This window comes from Curtobacterium sp. VKM Ac-2852 (assembly GCF_013205045.1).
GTDB lineage: Bacteria > Actinomycetota > Actinomycetes > Actinomycetales > Microbacteriaceae > Curtobacterium > Curtobacterium flaccumfaciens.
Genome location: NZ_JABMLI010000003.1, coordinates 29,060 through 46,012 on the forward strand (window position 1 = coordinate 29,060; position 16,953 = coordinate 46,012).

Here is a 16,953-nt window from a genome sequence, read left to right on the forward strand (position 1 = left end):
GCTAGCGCGGGCGCCCGGCACGCGCGCCGCTAGCCTCGTGGGCATGCCCCGCCGCTTCCCCGCCACCGTCGCGGCACCGGTCGAGCACGAGATCGTCATCACGAAGTCGCGCTTCATCACCACCGTCGCGCCGGTCTCCGGCGTCGAGGACGCCGACCGCGTGATCGCCGAGGTCCGCCGGCGGTACTGGGACGCCCGGCACAACTGCACGGCGATGGTCACCGGCGTGCTCGGGGACCAGGCCCGTTCCTCGGACGACGGCGAGCCCTCCGGCACCGCGGGCGTCCCGATGCTCGAGGTCCTGCGGCGCCGCGAACTGACCGACGTCGTCGCGGTCGTCACGCGGTACTTCGGCGGGGTGAAGCTCGGCGCCGGCGGACTGGTCCGGGCCTACTCGACCTCGGTGTCCGAGGCGCTCGACACGGCGGTCCTCGTCCGCCGTGAGGCCCTGACGCAGGTGCGCTTCGACGTCGACCACGCCGACGCCGGGCGGCTCGACAACGTGCTGCGCGACTGGGTCCGGCACCACCACGCGACGCTCGGTCCGACCGAGTACGGGCAGGCGGCGACCTTCGAGGTGTGGGTCCCCCACGAGGCGCTCGGCGCCCTGACGGCCGACCTCGCCGCCGCGTCGGCCGGTTCGCTCGAACCCGTCATCGGCGAGGAGCGGATCGTCGACGTCCCCGCCGACTGAATCCGCGGTTCCTGCACACCTCGGGCGTGTCTCCGCTTCGGCGTGGAAACCTGCCCGGAACGCACGAACGCCCCGACTCGATGAGCCGGGGCGTTCGTCCTGCGGTGCACCCCCTCGGACTTGAACCGAGAACCCACTGATTAAGAGTCAGTTGCTCTGCCAATTGAGCTAGAGGTGCATGTTCCGGCTTCCGTGCCGCAACGGGAATCAACAATAGCATGGGTTTCGCGCGCCCACGACCACTCGCGGGCGTACGACGCGAACAGGAGCACCATGACCGACCGTCTCGTCCCCGGCGACACCGCCCCCGACTTCACGCTGCCCGACCAGGACGGTGTGGAGCACTCCCTCGCTGCCCTTCGTGGCAAGAAGGTCATCGTGTACTTCTACCCGGCGGCCTCCACCCCGGGCTGCACCACCGAGGCCTGCGACTTCCGCGACAACATGTCCTCGCTGCAGGCCGCCGGTTACGAGGTCCTCGGCGTCTCGAAGGACGAGCAGGCGAAGCTCAAGACGTTCCAGCACGAGCAGGCGCTGACCTTCCCGCTGCTGAGCGACCCCGACCTCGCCGCGCACAAGGCCTACGCGGCCTGGGGCGAGAAGAACAACTACGGCAAGATCGTCACCGGCACGATCCGGTCCACGATCGTGGTCGACGAGGACGGCACCGTGCAGCTGCCGCTCTACAACGTCAAGGCGACCGGTCACGTGGCGAGCCTGCGGAAGAAGCTCGGCCTGGTCTGAGGACCGGCCACGCACCGGAGGCCCGTGCCGGTTCTCGGAACCGGCACCGGGCCTCCAGTGTGTGGCGGACCAGACCGTCTACTCGGACGGACGCGCGAGCGCGGCCGTCACCGACCGCGACAGCACCAGCGTGATGCCGAGCAGGGCCGGGACGAGCAGCAACCAGCCGACCGCGGCGACCCGGAAGACGCCCTGGAACGCTCCGATGGCGATGGCGCCCTGCAGCACCTGCCAGACGATGATGCCGGAGCGCACCCAGGCCCGGCCCTGCCACAGGCCGTTCAGCAGCGCACCGAGCCAGAGCACAGCGATGGCGACGAGGACCGTGAGGGCGATGCCGGAGGCGATGCTCGTGGCCGGGGCGACGAGCAGTTCGACCACCAGGACGACCGTCACCACCACCAGGGCGAGGAACTCGAGGCCGACCACGGCGAGCAACCCCAGCATCGCCGGCGACCGGCGCGCGACGGGTGCGGAGGGATCGGTGTCGTTCGGGGTGTCGTCGTGCACAGTGATCCTCCAGCATCGGAACCCTTGATTTGGCCCTACCAGTATGGAACGATATTGGAGGTCGTTTGGACGGCACGATGTGGTGTGCGTCTCCCGTGGTTCATCGCTCCTCCCCCGAGCGTCTCGCGGGCGTCAGACACGCTTCCTGCGGACTCCTCCCCACAGTTGTCCCCTCCATGCCGCATGCATGGTCAGCGTTCCGATCCCCCGAACCACGGCCCCGGCCTGCCGTTCGAGCATCGACATCAAGGAGCACCACACATGGACTGGCGTGACAAGGCTGCCTGCCTCACCGCAGACCCCGAGCTCTTCTTCCCCGTCGGGAACACCGGGCCCGCCGTCGACCAGATCGAGAAGGCCAAGTCGGTCTGTGCGCGTTGCACGGTCACCGAGATGTGCCTGCAGTACGCACTCGAGAACAACCAGGACTCGGGTGTGTGGGGTGGTCTCAGCGAGGACGAGCGTCGTGCCCTGAAGCGCCGCGCCGCCCGCGCTCGCCGCGCGTCCTGACCCCGGTCGTCTGACACCACGACGCCCGTCGTCCCCTCGGGGGCGGCGGGCGTCGTCGTGCGCGCGGGCGGCTTCTGCAAAACACCGGTGTTCACGCATCGAACACCGGAATGCGGGTGTTCGACCGGCGAACACCGGTGTTTTGCGGACTCGAACCGCCGGGCGGCGTCAGGCGGGGGCGGTCAACCAGCGGAACGGGATGGTGATCGTGACCTCGGTGCCGCTGCCCGTCAGGGTGTGCCAGTCGATGGTGCCGCCGAGCTCGCCCTGGATGAGCGTGCGGACGATCTGCGTGCCGAGGCCCGAGCCGACCTTGCCCTCGGGCAGCCCCACGCCGTTGTCGCGGACCTCGATCTCCAGGTGGTCGTCGAAGCGGCGGGCGACGATCTCGACCTCGCCGTCACGGCCGTCCAGCCCGTGCTCGACGGCGTTCGTCACGAGCTCGGTGAGGCCGAGGGCGAGGGGCGTCGCAGCCTCGGACGGCAGCACCCCGAACTCGCCGGTCTTCTTCGGGTGCACGGTCGTGTTGTGCGACGCCGCGACCTCGGTGACGAGCTTGAGCACCGAGTCGAACACCTCGTCGAAGTCCACCGTCTGGCTGAGGCCGCTCGACAGGGTGTCGTGCACGACGGCGATGGCGGCGACGCGGCGCATGGCGTTCTGCAGCGAGGTCCGCGCTTCGTCCGAGTGCGTGCGACGCGCCTGGATCCGCAGCAGGGACGCCACCGTCTGCAGGTTGTTCTTCACGCGGTGGTGGATCTCGCGGATCGTGGCGTCCTTGGTGATGAGCTCGCGCTCCTGGTGCCGCAGCTCGGACACGTCGCGGCAGAGCACGATGGCACCGATGCGCTCACCGTGGTCGCGGAGCGGGATCGAGCGGAGCGACACCGTGACGCCCTTCGACTCGATGTCCGCCCGCCACGGTGCGCGGCCGGTGACGACGAGCGGCAGGGACTCGTCGACGTCGAGCTGGGCACCGATGAGCTCGGTGGTGACCTCGGCGAGGGACTTCCGCTCGAGTTCCCCCTCGAAGCCCATGCGGTTGAACGCGCTCAGGCCGTTCGGGCTCGCGAACGTGACGATGCCGGCGGTGTCGAGCCGCAGCAGGCCGTCGCTGGCACGGGGCGCACCACGACGGGGGCCCGCCGGCGCACCGAGGTCGGGGAAGTCACCGGTGGCGATCATGCCGAACAGGTCGTTCGCGCTCGCGGTGAAGTTGAGCTCCTGGCGGCTCGGGGTCCGCATCTCGTCCTGGTTGGAGTGTCGGGTGACGACGGCGATCGGCCGCTCGGTGGTCTCGGCGCTCTTCGCGCTCAGGCGGCGGAGCACCGGGATCGCGCGGACGCGGGTCGGGGTGTCCTCGTACCAGTCCGGCTCGGCGGAGTCGACGACCCGTGACCCGGCGAAGCTCTCGGTCACCTGGCCGCGCCACTCCTCGCGGATCTCCTGTCCGACGATGTCGCGGTAGAACAGCGTCGCCGCAGAGCTCGGCCGGGCGTGTGCGACGGCCACGAACGAGCCGTCCTCGGCCGTCGGGACCCAGAGCACCATGTCGGCGAACGACAGGTCGGCGAGGAGCTGCCAGTCCCCCACGAGCAGGTGGAGCCACTCCACGTCTGCTTCCGAGGAACGGCCTTGCGCGAGGACGAGGTCACTGAGGGTCGACACCCAGCCAGTCTAGGTCCGACGCCTTGTGGAGAACGTCGCCCTCTCCACAGGGTGGAACGGTTTGTATTTTGCATGTTGCACGCCCCATACGCTCGCTCCAACGACGGAAGGGGCAGGGGTGGCAGAGCAGGCACGCCGCATCGATCACGAGACGACGACGGCGCACCCACCGCCGTTGCGGATCGTCGAACCGCCGCCCGAACCCACCACGGCGACCGGTCCCCCGGACCCGGCAACGACGGCACGAGCGCTCGGGCTCTGCGTCGCCGAGGTGCTCACCGGCGCGCGGGAGGTGGACAGCATCGCCCGGTGGATCAGCGACGATGTGCAGCGGCACCTGCAGCAGCGGGCCGCGGTGGCAGCGCACGCCCGGGGCTCCGGTCGGCGGGCACGCGGGCGCCCGGTGCTCCGGGTCGGCAGCGTCCTGGTGTGCCGCCCCGCGGCGGGCGTCGCCGAGGCGACGGTGGTCGTGCACACGCGCAGTCACGCGCGAGCGGTCGCCATGCGACTCGAAGAGCGACACGGACGCTGGCAGGCGACCGCGATCGGGGTCCTGTAGCCGGGTGGCGGCCAGACGGGAGGCCCGTGGCGGCGCCGCCACGGGCCTCCCGTCCGTCGGCGGTCACGCTTGGTGAGCACGAATGGTCGGGTCCCGACGTGGGACCCGACCATTCCTGCTCACGATGCGCTCGCGCGCGGACGCTAGTTCTTCTTGGCCGCCTGGCGACGCTCGGCGCGGTTGCTCGCCGCGGCCTGACCGGAGGCCGTGGCCGCGTTGCCGAACGCGGAGCCCTGCTCCGGCTCGGCGGCCGCTTCGGCCTCGGCCTGGGCGCGCTGCGCACGAGCGGTCGCGGCCTGCTCGAGGCGACCCTTCTCGTCGCGGACCTCGACCTCGCCGTCGATCGACGGCGCCGAGTACTCGAGGCCGGAGACCTCGTCCTCGCCGAGACCCTTGGCCTCGATCACCGCGTTCTCGCCGTCGGACTGCACCTGGACCTCGAGGTTGAACAGGTAGCCGACGGACTCTTCGCGGATCTGCCCCATCATCGTCTGGAACAGGGCGTAGCCCTCGCGCTGGTACTCGACCAGCGGGTCGCGCTGCGCCATCGCGCGGAGGCCGATGCCGTCCTTGAGGTAGTCCATCTCGTACAGGTGGTCGCGCCAGCGGCGGTCGATCACCGAGAGCACCACGCGACGCTCGAGCTCACGCATCGCCTCGTCGCCGAGGAGCTCCTCACGCTGCTGGTAGGCCAGCTTGGCGTCCGAGAGGATCTCGCGGGCGAGGAAGTCACGCGACGCCTTGCCCTTCGAGCCGGCCTCGGTGATGACCTCGTCGATGGAGATCGAGATCGGGTAGAGCGTGCCGAGCTCGGTCCACATGGCGTCGAGGTCCCAGTCGTCCGGGGAGCCTTCGCCGGTGTGACTGTCGATCACGTCGTCGATGACGGCCTTGAGGAACGACTGCGCACGGTCGTGCAGGTCGTCGCCCTCGAGGATGTGGCGGCGGTCGCTGTAGATCGCCTCGCGCTGGCGGTTCAGGACGTCGTCGTACTTCAGGACGTTCTTGCGGATCTCGGCGTTGCGGCCCTCGACCTGCGCCTGGGCGGACCGGATCGCACGGCCGACGAGCTTGTTCTCGATCGCCAGGTCGTCCGGCACGTTCGAGCGGCCCATCAGGCTCTCGGCGGCACCGGAGTTGAACAGGCGCATCAGGTCGTCGGTCAGCGACAGGTAGAAGCGGCTCTCGCCCGGGTCACCCTGACGGCCGGAACGACCACGCAGCTGGTTGTCGATGCGGCGCGACTCGTGGCGCTCGGTGCCGAGCACGTACAGGCCGCCGACGGCGCGGACCTTGTCGCCCTCTTCCTCGACCTCGGCCTTGACGCGGGCGAACACGTCGTCCCACTCGGCCTCGTACTCGTCCGGGGTCTCGGTCGGCGACAGGCCCTTGACGTGCATCTCCTGCACGGCGAGGAACTCCGCGTTGCCACCGAGCATGATGTCGGTACCACGACCGGCCATGTTCGTCGCGACGGTCACGGCGCCGAAGCGACCGGCCTGGGCGACGATCGCGGCTTCACGGGCGTGGTTCTTGGCGTTGAGGACCTCGTGCTTGACGCCCTGCTTGGCGAGGAGCTTCGACAGGTACTCGGACTTCTCGACGCTCGTGGTGCCGACGAGGACGGGCTGGCCCTTCTCGTGGCGCTCCGCGATGTCCTCGGCGACCTGCTCGAACTTCGCCTTCTCGTTCTTGTAGACGAGGTCCGTCTGGTCGATGCGCTGCATCGGCTTGTTCGTCGGGATGGGGACGACGCCGAGCTTGTAGGTCGACATGAACTCGGCCGCCTCGGTCTCGGCGGTACCGGTCATGCCGGAGAGCTTCTGGTAGAGGCGGAAGTAGTTCTGCAGCGTGACGGTGGCGAGGGTCTGGTTCTCGGCCTTGACCTCGACGCCTTCCTTCGCCTCGATCGCCTGGTGGATGCCCTCGTTGTAACGGCGGCCCATCAGGATGCGGCCGGTGTGCTCGTCGACGATGAGCACCTCGCCGTTCATCACGACGTAGTCCTTGTCCTTCTTGAACAGGGCGACGGCCTTGATGGAGTTGTTCAGGAACGAGATGAGCGGGGTGTTCGCCGACTCGTACAGGTTCTCGATGCCGAGGTAGTCCTCGACCTTCTCGATGCCGGGCTCGAGGACACCGACGGTGCGCTTCTTCTCGTCGACCTCGTAGTCCTCGCCCGGGGTGAGGCGCTTGGCGATCGAGGCGAACTCGGTGAACCAGCGGTTGGCCTCGCCCGAGGACGGACCGGAGATGATGAGCGGCGTGCGGGCCTCGTCGATGAGGATCGAGTCGACCTCGTCCACCACGGCGAAGAAGTGGCCGCGCTGCACCATGTCGGAGGCCTGCCACGCCATGTTGTCGCGCAGGTAGTCGAAGCCGAACTCGTTGTTCGTGCCGTACGTGATGTCGGCGGCGTACTGCTCGCGGCGCTCGGCCGGGCTCTGGTTCGCGATGATGCAGCCGGTGGTCATGCCGAGCGCGCGGAAGACGCGGCCCATGATCTCGGACTGGTACGACGCCAGGTAGTCGTTGACCGTGATGACGTGCACGCCGCGCGACGGGATCGCGTTGAGGTACGCGGCGGTCGTCGCGACGAGGGTCTTGCCCTCACCGGTCTTCATCTCGGCGATGTTGCCGAGGTGCAGTGCCGCGCCACCCATGAGCTGCACGTCGAAGTGCCGCATGCCCAGGGTCCGCTTCGCGGCTTCACGCACGGCGGCGAACGCCTCGGGCAGGAGGTCGTCGAGGGTCTCGCCGTTGGCGTACCGCTCGCGCAGCTCCTTGGTCTCGTCGTGGAGTTCCTCGTCGGTGAGGCTCGAGAAGTCGTCCTCGAGGTCGTTGATGGCCGAGGCGTACGCCTTCAGCCGACGGAGGGTTCGTCCTTCGCCGATGCGGAGGACCTTCTCCAGCACGTTTGCCACGTGAACTCCTTACGAGGTCGTCGCGCGCGACCTGCACGCCCGATCGACCAGTCATGCTAGCAACCCGCGAACGCACGGCGCTGTGAGCGGCGCGGCTGCCCGCGGACACGGGTGTGCGCGGCCCGCGAACGGACCGCGCACACGGTGCGGGACCGGTGGTCCCGAGTGGGATCAGGCGATCGCGGCTGCGCGCTCCGCGTCGGCGTCCGCGTCAACCGCGGCCGGCGCCTGGCCGGCCGGCACCTCGTCGATGCCGATCACGCCGTAGTCCCAGCCCTTGCGTCGGTACACGACACTCGGACGGCGGGTCTCGGCGTCGAGGAACAGGTAGAAGTCGTGCCCGACGAGCTCCATGTGGTACAGGGCGTCGTCGACCGTCATCGGGGCGGCCTCGAAGACCTTGTGCCGGATGACGACCGGGCTGTAGACCTCGTTCTCGTCCTCGGCGGTCTCCTGGTCGACGACCGGGACGGCACCGGTCGCGACGTCCTCGATGAGCTTGCCGTCGGCCGGGACGACACCCATGCCGTCGAAGCCGCTGCCGGCGGCCTCGGCGACCGAGGTGGGGCGGTGCCGGCCGTGGTGCACCTTGCGGCGGTCACGCGCCCGACGGAGGCGTTCCATGATCCGCGCGAAGGCGAGGTCGAAGGCTGCGTACTTGTCCGACGCCGCGGACTCAGCCCGTACGAGCGGCCCCGGTCCGATCAGCGTGAGCTCCACGCGGTCCTCGCCCTGGCTGCCGCTCGACTTCTCGTGGTGGCGGCTGATGCGCACCTCGAAGGCGAGGGCGCGGTCGGCGAGCACGTCGATCTTCTCGGACTTCTGTTCGACGTAGGTGCGGAAACGGTCGGTGACCCCGACGTTCCGGCCCGTGATCGTCACGTCCATGTGGCGGCTCCCATCCAGTGTCGGCGCGTCGCCTCCGTCCGGCGACCCGAACGCCTTGTCGCGAGGCTAGACCCGGCGCACCCTCGGCGTCACGGGGAGGCGGCGAGTCCGTCGGACACTCACCGGACACACAGCGGCCACCGGGTGTTCACCGAGCGTCAGTCGTCGACGCTCGCCACGGCGACGCAGCGCACCACCCGCCCGCCCGCAGCGCGCACGGCACGGACGCCCTCGGCCATCGTCACGCCCGTGGTGACGACGTCGTCGACGAGCACGACGTCGCGGCCGTCGACGCCGGACGCGCGCAGGGTCCCGACGGTCGCGGCGACGCGTTCCACCGCCGACCGTTCCTTCTGCCCCGGTCCGGATCGCCGTCGTCCGGCAGGGGTGCGGACGAGGCGCCCCGTGTGCCGAACACCACCACGGGCGAGCAGCAGCACCACCGGGTCGAACCCACGCCGTCGGGCGCCCGCCCGGGACGGCGGCACCCGGAGCACCACGGTGCCGTCCGGGGCCGCGGCGAGCGCCGCACGGACGAGTGCACCGAAGCGGACGCCGAGCGGTCGGGCGACGTCGACCCGGCCCCGGAGCTTGAGTTCGAGGACCAGGGTGCGGACCAGCCCCTCGTACTCGAAGGCCGCGTCGAGCCGGACGCCGGCGACCAGCCGGACCCGTCGGGGCCGTGCTGCGAGCGCCGCGCCGCACGGTGGGCAGAGCGCGCGGTCCGGGCGGCCACAGCCCAGGCAGGTGACGGGCAGGACGAGCCCGAGCACGGCGAGCAGGGCGTCGCACCACGGGGTGGGGGTGTCATCAGGGGGCATGCCCACGACTGTGGTGGTGACCGGACGACGGCGGTGGGCCGGTGCGCCGGACGGTGGACGGGCCTCCAGGCCGGGTGGGGTGTGGAGGACCGTCGCGTCAGCGCTGGACGCCGAGCACGTCGGCGGTGACGCCCGTCGTGTCCCAGCCACCCCCGGTGGACTGCAGGACGTTGCCGCTCGACATCCGGAGCAGCAGCGCGCCACCGCTGCCGCCGCTGATCGCGGTGGCGCGCCCGTCGGGCTTCGGCAGGGTGCTCGACTTGCCGCCGATGGTGGTGCGGACGATGTTCGGACCGGTGGGGGTCTGCCCGACCGAGGCGACGTCGGTGTCGCTCACCCACGCGGCGTCGACCGCGGTGCCGCTGGCGGCCTGCACCCGGACCGGGGCGCCGAACGAGGTCGGTGACCGGTCGGAACCGCGGATGATCGCCATCACGTACAGGCCGGGGCCGTCCGAGGTCTGGATGAGCGCGAGCGCCCTGGTCGAGTCGCGGGACACCTGGAACGACACGAGGTCGCCGCGCGGCAGGGTGGTGCGCACCTGGTGGGGGTCGCCGCCGAGGCCGTACGCGGTGATGTGGCGGGTGTCGGACTGCTGCCCCGCCCAGACGAAGCCGAGGTCGTCGACGGCGGGGGCGATGAGGTCGTCGCGGGCATCGACGCGCAGGCGGTCTTTGCCGCGCACGACGACGACGCCGTCCCGGTTGCCGACGGCGGCCGTGGTGCCGGACGCCGACAGGGCGATCGAGGTCGGGTCGAGGCCGGCGATCGCGGCCCCGACGCCGCTGCCGAGCTCGGAGACCTTGCCGGTGCCCGAGGCGGCGTAGCCGACGACGCCGTCCTCGTCGACCAGGGGTCGGGGGTCGACATCGGGGTTCTGCTGGGCGTCCGCTCCCCCGGAGTCCGGCACCGACAGCGTCGCGCCCTCGATCGTCATCGAGACCGACGAGATGGTGGCGACCGAGGCGAGGGACTTGCTGAGCTGTTCCCGCATCCGGACCTTGTCGACGGTGCTCGCGCGCAGGGCGTCGCTCGACAGGTCGACCAGGGCGGTGCCGCTGTCGATCGTCACCGCGTTGAGCGACAGCTGGGTGCCCTCCGGGAACGACGAGACGACGGCGCCCTTCAGCCAGTCGGCGGGCCCCGCGAGCAGGGCGCTGGCGATGCGGGTGCTCGTGGAGGACCGGGCGAGGAACCAGCGCTGGTCGGGCACGAGGAAGCGGTAGGTCGGGTCGTAGAAGTACAACGCGTGCGGCTGGAACACCGACTCGAAGCTGACCGGCGACAGGATGATGCCGTCCGGGGCGTAGGCGATGCGCCACTCGCCGTCCTCGCGGACGAACTGGAACGTCAGCGTCGACGAGGTCGGGCGGACGGCCTGGGTGTACTCCCCCTCGGAGTCGACCGTGGCACTGGCCGTCATCGTGTAGGTGAGTTCGCTGTCGTCGGCGCGCTCGACGGTGCCGCTGCCGTCGCGGATCGTGACGCCCTGCCGCGGGTTCCACTGCTGGGCGAAGTCGGCGGCCAGGAACTGCCGGGCGATCGCGTAGTTGTCCTGGGCACCGGTCGCGGCGGCGATGAACCCGCGGAGGATCGCCGTCTGGTCGGACCCGGTGATCGGCTTGTCCGGCCGGAAGTCGACGCCCGAGAGCGACTCGTCCTTGATCGTCTGCCCGGTGCGCACGGCGCCGTCGGTCGGGATGGCCGCGCAGGCGGTGACCGCGAGCAGGCTGACCGCGGCGAGCGCGACGGCGAGGACGTGGCGGATCCGGTGGCGCATCAGGACTCCTCTCGCACGGCACGGGGGCCGTCGTACGACTCGTCGAGCTCGGGCAGCGGGATCGCCGAGGTGGCGGTGGTGCCCTGCTCGTTGCGCGGCAGGGTGAGCACGAAGGTCGAGCCCTCGCCCGGTCGGGACCACACGTCGATGCGCCCGCCGTGGAGCTTGGCGTCGCCGAGGCTGATCGCCAGGCCGAGCCCGGTGCCGCCGATGGTGCGCTTCCGGCTCGGGTCGGCCCGCCAGAAGCGGTCGAACACCCGAGCGGCGTCCTCCGGTGGCATGCCGACGCCCTGGTCGCGGACGGCGATGGCGACGGTGCGTGCGTCGCTGTCGACGACGACCTGCACGGGCTTCGCGTCACCGTGCTCGATGGCGTTGCCGACGAGGTTGCGCAGGATCCGGCGGACCCGCTTGGCGTCGAGCCGCATCGTGGTGTGGCCGCCGGGGGTCGCGAGCTGCAGCTCGACGCCGGCGCGTTCGGCGAGCGGACGGAACTCGTCGACGATGTCCGCGGCGAGGGACGCCGGCACGACGGGTGCGGTGTCGAGCTGCACCGCCTGGGCGTCGTACCGCGAGATCTCGAGCAGGTCGGCGAGGAGCATCTCGAAGCGCTCCACCTGGGTGTGCAGGAGCTCGGCGGACCGGCCGACCGACGGTTCGAACGCGTGCCGGGAGTCGTAGAGCATGTCGCCGGCGAGCCGGATCGTGGTGAGCGGGGTGCGGAGCTCGTGCGACACGTCGGACACGAACCGCTGCTGCACGCGGGAGAGCTCGGCGAGCTGGGTGATCTGGCGGCTGACCGCCTCGGCCATCCCGTTGAAGCTCCGCGCCAGGGTCGCCAGGTCGTCCTGCCCGCGCACCGGGATGCGTTCGTCGAGGCGCCCCGCGGCGATCTTCCGGCTCGTCTCGGCGGCACCGCGGATCGGCACGACGACGAGCCGGACCACGAGCGACGTGACCAGGGCGATGAGCACCATGAGCGCCACACCGCCGATCGAGAGCGTCTGGGAGACGAAGTCCAGGGTCTGCTGCGCGTCGGAGAGGTCGTAGACCAGGTAGAGCTCGTACTGGCCGGCGCTCGGGATCTGCAGCGTGGACCCGACGGCGAGGCCCGGCACCCGGCGCCCGTCGTCCTCGAGTTCGACGGGCTGCAGGCTCAGCCGCCCGGTGTTCTGCGCGACCTCCTTGCGCAGGGCATCGGTGATCACGGCGTCCGGGAAGCCCTGGCTGGCGATGGTCTGCAGCGTCTGCGCGGTGGACTGGTCCGGGCTCCGCTCGATCGCGATGCTCGTGCCGCCCGGACTCGTCGTGTTCGACAGGATCGCCTGCCGCGCCTCGTTCTGCAGCGTCTCGAGCTCGGACTGGTTGTTGTCCTCGCCCGCGGTCGCCGCGTCGAAGATCCCCTGGGCGACGATGGTGGCCCGTGCCGACTCGGACTCGATCTGGTCGCGGCGCTGCGAGTAGACGTTCGTCGAGATGCTCACCATGACCGCGGTGCCGATGATCCCCACCGCGAGTCCCGTCGTCATCACGGTGATGGCGACCGAGCGGAACATGAGCGAGCGCCGCCACAGGTACGCGATCGGACGCCAGGCGCGTCGGAGCCAGCGCCGCATCCGGCGACGGCTGCGGTCGACGACGCCGATCGAGACGGTGGCGCCGCCGGCCCCGCCGGCGCGGCCCGAGCGGCGTGCCGAGCCCGACGGGCGCGTCGAGGGCGGCACGGTGCTCAGGCTCCTCCGGCGCGGTACCCGACGCCGCGGACCGTGGTGACGGTCTTCGGGTTGTCCGGGTCGTGCTCGATCTTCGCGCGGAGCCGCTGCACGTGTACGTTCACCAGGCGGGTGTCCGCCTTGTAGTGGTAGCCCCAGACCTGCTCGAGCAGCATCTCGCGGGTGAACACCTGGTTCGGCTTCTCGGCGAGCGCCCGGAGCAGGTCGAACTCGAGCGGCGTGAGCGCGATCACGGTGTCGCCGCGGCGCACCTCGTGCCCGGCGACGTCGACCGTGACGTCGCCGACGTGCAGCACGGTGGCGTCGGACGCGCTCGGCCGCAGGCGGGTCCGGATGCGGGCGACGAGCTCCTTCGGGTTGAAGGGCTTCACGACGTAGTCGTCGGCACCGTTCTCGAGCCCGAGGACGACGTCGGCGGTGTCGCTCTTCGCGGTGAGCATGATGATCGGCGTGCCGCTCTCGGCACGGATGCGCTTGCACACCTCGATGCCGTCGATGCCGGGCAGCATGACGTCGAGCAGGACGAGGTCCGGCTTGGTGGCGTGGAACGCGTCGACGGCGTCGTTGCCGTCGGCGCTGAACTCGGGTTCGTACCCCTCGGAGCGGAGCACGATGCCGATCATCTCGGAGAGGGCCTGGTCGTCGTCGACGACGAGGATGCGCGGTGTCATGTGATCTGGACTCCGGGTGGCGTGCGGGTGCCGTGGTCGGCACGTGTCCCCACACGATAGCCGAGGCCCCGCCGCGCCGGGTTTTCCGCCAGGATGGAGGTGGACCGTGCATCGCTGGCTCGGTCCGACACGACGAGGGGGCTGGAGTCATGTCCGATTGGTACACACCGGGCGGTGGGCCGCAGGGTGCGCCGACGCCGCCGGCGTCCGGACCCGGACCCCTGTCTGGAGGCCCGCCCCGCTTCTCCTTGCCGCCGCAGCCCGCCCCGGGGCCGGCTCCGGGGCGACCGGGCGGCCCGTCCGGCGGCTCGCGTCCGGTGATCCCGCTGCGCCCGCTCGGCCTCGGTGACGTCCTGGCCGGCGCGTTCACGGTCTTCCGCCGGAACGCCCGCGTGCTGCTGCTCTGGAGCGTGCTGCTGAGCGGTGTGCTGGGCCTGCTCTCGACGCTGGCCAGCACCTTCGGGCAGCAGGCGCTGCAGTCGCGGATGTTCTCGGCCCTCGACGGCGGCAGCGGTGCCGATTCGGTGGTCGCGGGCACGCTGACGCTCACGGCACTGCTCTCGGTCGTGCTGCCGTTCCTCGCCTACCTCGGTCGCGGGTTCCTGGTGGCGCCGGTCGCCGCGGACACCGGGCAGCGGGTGCTCGGCCGTCGAGCCACGTTCCGGGGGCTGTGGGCGCTGCTCGCCGGCCGCCGGTGGTCCGTCGTCGCGTGGATGCTCGTGCAGATCGGGGCCGGCGTGGTCCTCGCGATCCTGGCCGGGCTCGTGTTCTTCGGGGTGTTCGCGGCCATGGGGGCCGCGGACTCCGGCACCGGGTGGTTCGTGCTGGCGCTCGTGCTGTTCGTGCTCGGGATCGGTGTCGTCGTCGTGTGGCTCGCCACGCGCTTCGTGCTCACCGTCCCGACCATCGCGCTCGAGGGCCGGCCGGTCTTCGCCGCTGCCGCCCAGTCGTGGCGCCTGACCCGCGGGGCCTTCTGGCGGACCTTCGGCATCCTGCTGCTCGTGCAGCTCATGTTCGGGTTCGCCGCGTCCATCGCGTCGATCCCGCTCACCATCGGTGCCGTGCTCATCGCAGGCACCTTCGACCCCCTCGGGCAGACGGGCGGCACGTCGGGTGCCGGTACCGGTGCGGTCATCGCCATCGTCGTCGGGAGCCTGCTCGCGATCGCGGTGCAGTGCATCACCGACGTGCTGAGCGCGTCGATCACCACGTTCCTCGCCATCGACCGGCGGATCCGCACCGAGGCGCTCGACCAGCGGATCGCGTCGCACCTCGACTCGGGGCAGCCGACCGACCCGTTCGCGCCGTCCGAGCCCGTCGCACGCCCACCGTGGCCGCCGCAGCAGCAGTGGGGTGGCCAGCAGTGGCAGGCGCAGCAGTGGCCGGGGCAGCAGCAGCCCTGGCAGCCCGCGCAGCAGCAGCCGTGGCAGCCCGGTCAGCAGCAGCCGTGGCAGCCGGGCCCGCAGCAACAGCAGCAGCCGTGGCAGCCGGGTCCGGGCCAGGCCCCACCGAACGGCTCCGCGTGACGGCGGTCGACCCGGACGAGGCGCGGCGCCTGCTCGAGCGCGAACTCGACCGGTCCGCCTACGACGGTGCCCGGCCGACGTGGTGGGACCGTGCCTCGCGCTCCTTCCTCGACTGGCTCGGGTCGCTCCACGCCGACGGCATCGACTCCCCCGCTGCGGCCCGCACGGCGCTGGTGATCGCGATCGTGGTCCTCGTCGCGGTCGTCGTGCTCGTCGTCGTCGCCCGCGGACTCCCCCGCCGGCGCGCCCGGGCCGGTGACGGTGACACCGGCGGGGTGTTCGACGCCGACGACCTGCGCTCCGCCCGGGAACTCCTCGAAGCGGCACAGGCCGCGGTCCGTCGCGCCGACTGGTCAGCAGCGGTGCTCGACGGGTTCCGCGCGATCGCCAGGGGCCTCGGCGAGCGCGACCTGGTGCCCGACGTGCCCGGAGCCACCGCGCGGACGATCGCCGCACGGGGCGCCGTTCCGTTCCCCGCGTCGGCCGGTGCACTCGACGCGGCAGCGACCGCGTTCGACGCGGTCCGGTACCTCGGTGGCGAGGCCGACGAGGCCGCGGCCCTCCGCGTGCTCGACACCGAGCGCTCCGTCCGGCAGGCCCGCCCCGCCCGCGCCGAGGGACCGGTGGTACCGGCATGACGACCGACACCGCCACGCGGACGAGCACCGGGCCGACTCCGGCTCCGGCTCCGGTTCCGGCCGAGGGACGCCGGTTCCGCGTCGGGTTCTGGGTCGCCATCGTCCTGGTCGGCGTCCTGCTCGCCGCCCTGACCGCCCTCGTGCAGGGCACCGACCCGGACGCACCGCGTGCGCTCGACCCGACCTCGACGACGGCCAGTGGTTCGGCCGCCCTGGTCCGGGTGCTCGAGCAGCGGGGCACCGCGGTCTCCGTCACCGACACCGTCGACGGCGTCGGTGGGATCGACGGCGGCACGGTGTTCATCGACGACGCCGACGGGGCGCTCGACCCCGACGTCGCGGCACGGATCGCCCGCACGGCGCGGCACGTCGTGGTCGTCGGCACGAGCGGCGCCGGGCTCGAGGCACTGCTCGGGTTCCCGGTCGACCCGGCCGTCCAGGTCGACGGGGACGCCACCGTCTCGACGGCCTCGTGCGGGATCCCGGCGGCGGCCTCGGCTGCCCGGGTCACCACCGCCGGCTCCGGGTACACCGTGGACGACGACGACGCCGCAGAACGGTGCGCGCCGACGGGCGACGGCGGCTCGCGCGTCTGGGGACTCGTGCGCACCGCGACGCCGGGCGGCGACGTCACCCTGCTCGGCACGACCTCGGCGTTCCGGAACGACACGATCGCCACCGCCGGGAACGCCGCGCTCGCCCTCGGGCTGCTCGGCGCCGACGAGCGACTCGTCTGGTACACCCCGGCGGTCGGCACCCCCGACGCCGCCCCGACCCTCGGCGAGCTCGCCCCGCCGTGGGTCCCGAGTGCCCTCGCACTGCTCGCCCTCGTCGCCGTCGCAGCCGGTGTCTGGCGGGGCCGACGGCTCGGCCCGCTCGTCGTCGAGCGGTTGCCCGTCGTCGTCCGTGCCGCCGAGACCACCGAGGGGCGTGCCCGGATGTACGCCCGCACCCGTGACCGCACCCACGCCCTCGACACCCTGCGCGTCGCCGCCGTCCGCCGCATCGGCCGGATGCTCGGACTCCCCCGATCGGCGCACGTCGACGAGGTCGTCCGGGCCGCGGCCCAGGCCACCGGCATCCCGCACACCCGTGTCGGTGCCGTGCTCGTCGGTGGGACCACCGCCGACGACCGTGCACTCGTCGACGGCACCGCGGCGCTCGACGACCTCGAACGCGCCGTGCGCCGGGCGACCTCCGGCGACCGACCGACCTCTGACCCCGACCGACCAGGAGCACGACCGTGACCGACCTGCCCCCTGCCACCACCGAGCACACCGCGCCGGA

The 16,953-nt window shown here is 71.6% G+C and carries 15 protein-coding genes and 1 tRNA gene; 7 read left to right on the top strand and 9 right to left on the bottom strand.

Annotation, left to right across the window (positions count from 1 at the left end):
* Positions 1-37: 37 nt before the first annotated feature.
* Positions 38-694, top strand: a complete 657-nt coding sequence (locus HQQ79_RS11305; RefSeq protein WP_173034399.1) for a YigZ family protein — start codon at positions 38-40, stop codon at positions 692-694.
* A gap of 105 nt (positions 695-799) precedes the next feature.
* Here the strand turns inward: HQQ79_RS11305 and HQQ79_RS11310 are convergent.
* A tRNA-Lys gene (locus HQQ79_RS11310) sits at positions 800-872 on the bottom strand.
* A gap of 95 nt (positions 873-967) precedes the next feature.
* On the opposite strand from HQQ79_RS11310, the gene bcp reads away from it, so the two are divergent.
* Positions 968-1,438 (top strand): thioredoxin-dependent thiol peroxidase, encoded by a 471-nt coding sequence (bcp, locus tag HQQ79_RS11315; protein WP_173034402.1) that lies wholly within the window; start codon positions 968-970, stop codon positions 1,436-1,438.
* Between the two features lie 78 nt (positions 1,439-1,516).
* Here bcp and HQQ79_RS11320 read toward each other — a convergent pair whose 3' ends face one another.
* The gene (locus HQQ79_RS11320) at positions 1,517-1,948 is read right to left on the bottom strand and encodes a hypothetical protein (protein WP_173034404.1); all 432 of its coding nucleotides are present in this window, start codon (positions 1,946-1,948) and stop codon (positions 1,517-1,519) included.
* A 261-nt stretch (positions 1,949-2,209) separates the two neighbouring features.
* Between HQQ79_RS11320 and HQQ79_RS11325 the strand changes: the two genes are divergently transcribed.
* On the top strand, positions 2,210-2,458 hold the full coding sequence (locus HQQ79_RS11325) for a WhiB family transcriptional regulator (protein ID WP_017888820.1): 249 nt from the start codon (positions 2,210-2,212) through the stop codon (positions 2,456-2,458).
* Between the two features lie 168 nt (positions 2,459-2,626).
* On the opposite strand, the gene HQQ79_RS11330 is transcribed toward HQQ79_RS11325, so the two are convergent.
* Positions 2,627-4,126: a sensor histidine kinase gene (locus HQQ79_RS11330; RefSeq protein WP_027466510.1), complete on the bottom strand. Its 1,500-nt coding sequence runs from the start codon at positions 4,124-4,126 to the stop codon at positions 2,627-2,629.
* Between the two features lie 118 nt (positions 4,127-4,244).
* Here HQQ79_RS11330 and HQQ79_RS11335 point away from each other — a divergent pair, with 118 nt between their 5' ends.
* Entirely contained in the window at positions 4,245-4,685 is a 441-nt protein-coding gene (locus HQQ79_RS11335) for an Rv3235 family protein (protein WP_173034406.1), read from the top strand.
* Positions 4,686-4,828: 143 nt separating this feature from the next.
* On the opposite strand, the gene secA is transcribed toward HQQ79_RS11335, so the two are convergent.
* The 6 genes from secA to mtrA all read right to left on the bottom strand — a co-directional run bounded on the left by secA (position 4,829) and on the right by mtrA (position 13,502).
* On the bottom strand, positions 4,829-7,609 hold the full coding sequence (gene secA / locus HQQ79_RS11340) for a preprotein translocase subunit SecA (protein ID WP_111056066.1): 2,781 nt from the start codon (positions 7,607-7,609) through the stop codon (positions 4,829-4,831).
* Positions 7,610-7,780: 171 nt separating this feature from the next.
* Positions 7,781-8,497 (bottom strand): ribosome-associated translation inhibitor RaiA, encoded by a 717-nt coding sequence (gene raiA / locus HQQ79_RS11345; RefSeq protein WP_173034408.1) that lies wholly within the window; start codon positions 8,495-8,497, stop codon positions 7,781-7,783.
* 158 nt (positions 8,498-8,655) lie between these two features.
* A complete protein-coding gene (locus HQQ79_RS11350; protein ID WP_173034409.1) occupies positions 8,656-9,318 on the bottom strand; it encodes a ComF family protein in 663 nt (220 codons plus the stop codon).
* A gap of 97 nt (positions 9,319-9,415) precedes the next feature.
* Positions 9,416-11,098, bottom strand: coding sequence for a GerMN domain-containing protein (locus tag HQQ79_RS11355; protein ID WP_051596926.1), 1,683 nt, complete (start codon positions 11,096-11,098; stop codon positions 9,416-9,418).
* Positions 11,098-12,822 (bottom strand): MtrAB system histidine kinase MtrB, encoded by a 1,725-nt coding sequence (gene mtrB, locus HQQ79_RS11360; RefSeq protein WP_173034411.1) that lies wholly within the window; start codon positions 12,820-12,822, stop codon positions 11,098-11,100. Before mtrB ends, HQQ79_RS11355 begins: the two co-directional genes overlap by 1 nt.
* A gap of 5 nt (positions 12,823-12,827) precedes the next feature.
* Positions 12,828-13,502, bottom strand: a complete 675-nt coding sequence (gene mtrA, locus HQQ79_RS11365) for an MtrAB system response regulator MtrA (RefSeq protein ID WP_017888813.1) — start codon at positions 13,500-13,502, stop codon at positions 12,828-12,830.
* Positions 13,503-13,819: 317 nt separating this feature from the next.
* Between mtrA and HQQ79_RS11370 the strand changes: the two genes are divergently transcribed.
* Genes HQQ79_RS11370 through HQQ79_RS11380 form a run of 3 tightly spaced genes read left to right on the top strand, consistent with a single transcriptional unit; the run spans position 13,820 to position 16,913 of the window.
* Positions 13,820-15,028, top strand: a complete 1,209-nt coding sequence (locus tag HQQ79_RS11370) for a glycerophosphoryl diester phosphodiesterase membrane domain-containing protein (protein ID WP_173034413.1) — start codon at positions 13,820-13,822, stop codon at positions 15,026-15,028.
* A complete protein-coding gene (locus HQQ79_RS11375; protein WP_173034415.1) occupies positions 15,025-15,666 on the top strand; it encodes a DUF4129 domain-containing protein in 642 nt (213 codons plus the stop codon). The genes HQQ79_RS11370 and HQQ79_RS11375 overlap by 4 nt, the downstream gene beginning before the upstream one ends.
* Positions 15,663-16,913, top strand: coding sequence for a DUF4350 domain-containing protein (locus tag HQQ79_RS11380; RefSeq protein ID WP_173034417.1), 1,251 nt, complete (start codon positions 15,663-15,665; stop codon positions 16,911-16,913). The genes HQQ79_RS11375 and HQQ79_RS11380 overlap by 4 nt, the downstream gene beginning before the upstream one ends.
* The last annotated feature ends 40 nt before the right edge of the window (positions 16,914-16,953 follow it).